Genomic DNA, 3,067 nt, shown 5'->3' with positions numbered 1-3,067 from the left:
GGGCTTCGCCTCCCTCCATCCCCCGATTTTTCCCCACCCTCGTGGGCCTGAGGTTCGCCACGGTTAGGGTCCCACTCGTGGGCAGGATGCATAGGTGGTAATCGCTCCCTTTTTGAGGTTTTTGGGGGTGATCCAAAATTTTCATGAATGGGGATTATCGCCCTTTTCACTTTCGATTATTGTGCAGGCGAGAGGGTTTCGTTTTGTTTACGAAGAGATGGCAGATGGCTGCTACCCCAGATAATAGGTCATGCACCGCAGGCTGACTACGGGGTCTATATACTGCACTTTCACGTGGGGCGGCACCTTGAGGTTTACAGGGGCATAGCTAAGTATAGCCTCAATTCCAGCTGAAACCAAAGCATCGGCTACTTTCTGGGCCTCGTGCGGAGGCACAGCTATTATCGCTATCTTTATCCCTCTTTCACGGATAAGCTCAGGAATAAGAGCACTGTCCATTATCTCCAGGCCCTCAATTTTCGTTCCGATTTTCTGGGGGTTTTTGTCAAAAAGTAAAACGAGGCGAAAACCTTTATCCCTGAACCCCTGGTAGTGAATGAGGGCCCTACCCAGATCACCAACGCCTACCAGAGCCATTTCCCATTCTTTTTCCACGTTGAGGATGCGCCGCAGTTCTGCAGTAAGGTGCTTTACATTGTAGCCTTTTCCCTGCTTCCCGAAACCCCCAAAATAGGATAAATCCTTGCGAATTTGAGCCGGACTCAGGTTGAGCCTTTCGGCCAGCTCGGAAGAGGTGGTGCTTTCCTTGCCTTCAAGTTCCATGGATTCCAGAGTCCTCAGATAAAGAGGCAACCTGCTTATTACGATGTCAGGTACCCTCGCTTCTCTCATGGCTCTTCTCCCTTCTCCAAGAGTTTAAAAGCGTCCGAATTCTTTTGCCAGCCTCTCGATGCTTAGGTGCACCACTGTAGGACGGCCATGAGGGCAGGTTTGCATTATATCAAGGCTCTCCATCTCCTGAACCAGCATCCTCATTTCCTCTATGGAGAGGGGGTCTCCAGCTCTTACCGCACAGTGGCAGGCAAGAGTGGCTAAAACCCTATCCCCTTCCAGGTGCTCCGTCCCCCCCGAGCTCAGAGTTTCTATAAAACCCGCCACAGCCTCCCGCACATCCCGGCTGGCAAAGGGGGCCGGCACAGCTCTCACAAGCCAGGTGTTGGGACCGAATTCTTCCATATCAAACCCCATTTCTTTAAGGGAAGGAAGGAGAAATTCCACCAGATCGCTCTGATGAGGAGTTAATTCCACAGGAATTGGTTCCAGAAGGCGCTGGGAGGGAACGGCCTTCTCCCGTTCTTTTTTGAGCTTTTCGTAAATTATCCTCTCGTGAGCGCTGTGCTGGTCAATAAGGTAGAGCCCATCGGGGCCTTCAGCCACGATGTAGGTTAAGCCCACCTGGCCCAGAACCCTGAGAAGGGGTAGGGTTTTGGTCAGGGGGAGAGCCGGTTCCAGAGGCCTTGCAGGTTTTTGCTGAGGGATAGGGAAAGGCTTCTGCTCAGCTTCGCTTCTTGCAGAGCTTACAGGCAAGGGCGAAACCACAAAAGAGGTCTGACGGCTGAGAATAAGGCGGCGGACTGCTTTCTGGAAAGCCTGAAAGATTTCCTCGGGATCGCGGAAGCGCACCTCTCTCTTGGTAGGATGAACGTTTACATCTACCAGGGAGGGATCCATTTCCAGGCTTATCACCGCCACAGGGTAGCGCCCTGAAGGTAAAAATCCATGATAGGCTTCCAGCAAAGCTTTGCTCAGAAGGGAATCCTGAACCCAGCGCTTGTTCACGAAGAAGCTGTGGGAGCGTTGAGGCTTGTGGAGAGAGGGAGGGCTTATGTACCCGTGGAGTTTTAGAGGGCCTTCAGAAGATTCCAGCTCCAGGAGAATTTCCGCTATTTCTGCACCGTAAACCCTTGCGAGCACTTCTCGCATGCTTCCCGAACCCGGGGATTGAAAGGAAAGCTGTCCTTCTTTAAGGAGGGCAAATTTTACTTCCGGGTAAGCCAGGGCGTAATGGACCACCACTTCTGTGATGTGAGCACTTTCGGTAGCGGGATGTTTGAGGAATTTGCGGCGGGCTGGCACGTTGTAAAAAAGGCTCTCTACCGAAACCGTTGTCCCCACTGGAGCGCCTTTCGGTTCTTTCCGGACAATCTTTCCCCCTTCCACCCTTATCATAACGCCGATGGGTTCTTCCCGGGGGCGAGTAATCATGGTGACTTTGGAGACGGCCGCTATGCTGGCCAGAGCCTCTCCTCTGAAACCCAAGGTCTTTATCCTGAACAGATCCTGCACTGAAGAAATTTTGCTGGTAGCGTAGCGGGCAAAGGCCAGTTCCACTTCTTCGGAAGGAATGCCACAGCCGTTATCGGCGACTTTTATGAGGCCCGTTCCCCCCCTGAAGACTTCTATCTTCACTTCCGTAGCCCCAGCATCCAGGGAATTTTCCACCAGCTCTTTAACCACGGAAGCCGGCCTCTCAACCACCTCCCCGGCTGCTATTTTGCTGGCCACTTCGGGAGAAAGAACCCTTATAGGCATGGATTTGCTCTCCAGAGTTTTCTGGGGCAAAATTTTATCACATCCATTACCACAAAGCAAAGGAGGAAGCATGGCCCTTTTCACTTTCCCCCGCACTTACACCTTTGAGATCTCCCCCCTGGACACCCGCCTGGTGGGAGTTCATTGCGTTTTGCTGGACCCTTACCATCACCTGGAGATGGATCTGGTGCTGGACGCCTCAAATCCTGAGGCTATGATTGTAAAAGAAGCCAGAGCCTCCATGGCGCGAGTCCCATATCCCGTATGCAGGAGCCCCCTTGAGAGAGTGAAGGAGCTGGAAGGCCTCAGAGTTGAGCGAGGCATAAAGCGAACTGTCACCAGGCTTCTGGGAGGACCAGAAGGGTGTGTTCACCTGGTAGATATGTTCATGGAGGGGGTTCGCCTGGCCATCCAGGCGGTTGTGGTGGTCTGGACCGAGAAGCTTCCCCAGGAGGAAGGGGAAAAACTGCGGAGAAAGATCCTCGGAGGCGTTTGCATTGCCTATCCTGCGCCC

The 3,067-nt window shown here is 53.0% G+C and carries 3 protein-coding genes; 1 reads left to right on the top strand and 2 read right to left on the bottom strand.

What is annotated here, in order from left to right:
- Nucleotides 1–231 precede the first annotated feature (231 nt).
- On the bottom strand, nucleotides 232–852 hold the full coding sequence (locus tag NZ653_09740) for a redox-sensing transcriptional repressor Rex (GenBank protein ID MCS7287401.1): 621 nt from the start codon (nucleotides 850–852) through the stop codon (nucleotides 232–234).
- A gap of 24 nt (nucleotides 853–876) precedes the next feature.
- Nucleotides 877–2,553 carry a DNA mismatch repair endonuclease MutL gene (mutL, locus tag NZ653_09735; protein ID MCS7287400.1) on the bottom strand — a complete coding sequence of 559 codons (1,677 nt, stop codon included), beginning with the start codon at nucleotides 2,551–2,553 and terminating at the stop codon, nucleotides 877–879.
- 70 nt (nucleotides 2,554–2,623) lie between these two features.
- Here mutL and NZ653_09730 point away from each other — a divergent pair.
- Nucleotides 2,624–3,067, top strand: a 444-nt coding sequence (locus tag NZ653_09730) for a DUF2889 domain-containing protein (protein ID MCS7287399.1), incomplete at its 3' end; no start/stop codon positions are given.

It is taken from the genome of Anaerolineae bacterium (assembly GCA_025062375.1).
Lineage (GTDB): Bacteria > Chloroflexota > Anaerolineae > SpSt-600 > SpSt-600 > SpSt-600.
This window is presented reverse-complemented; position numbering and strand designations above follow the sequence as displayed.

Bases quoted from the DNA above. Each gene is read 5' to 3' on its own strand.
- NZ653_09740 (MCS7287401.1), bottom strand. From the start codon at position 852: ATGAGAGAAGCGAGGGTACCTGACATCGTAATAAGCAGGTTGCCTCTT.
- mutL (MCS7287400.1), bottom strand. From the start codon at position 2,553: ATGCCTATAAGGGTTCTTTCTCCCGAAGTGGCCAGCAAAATAGCAGCC.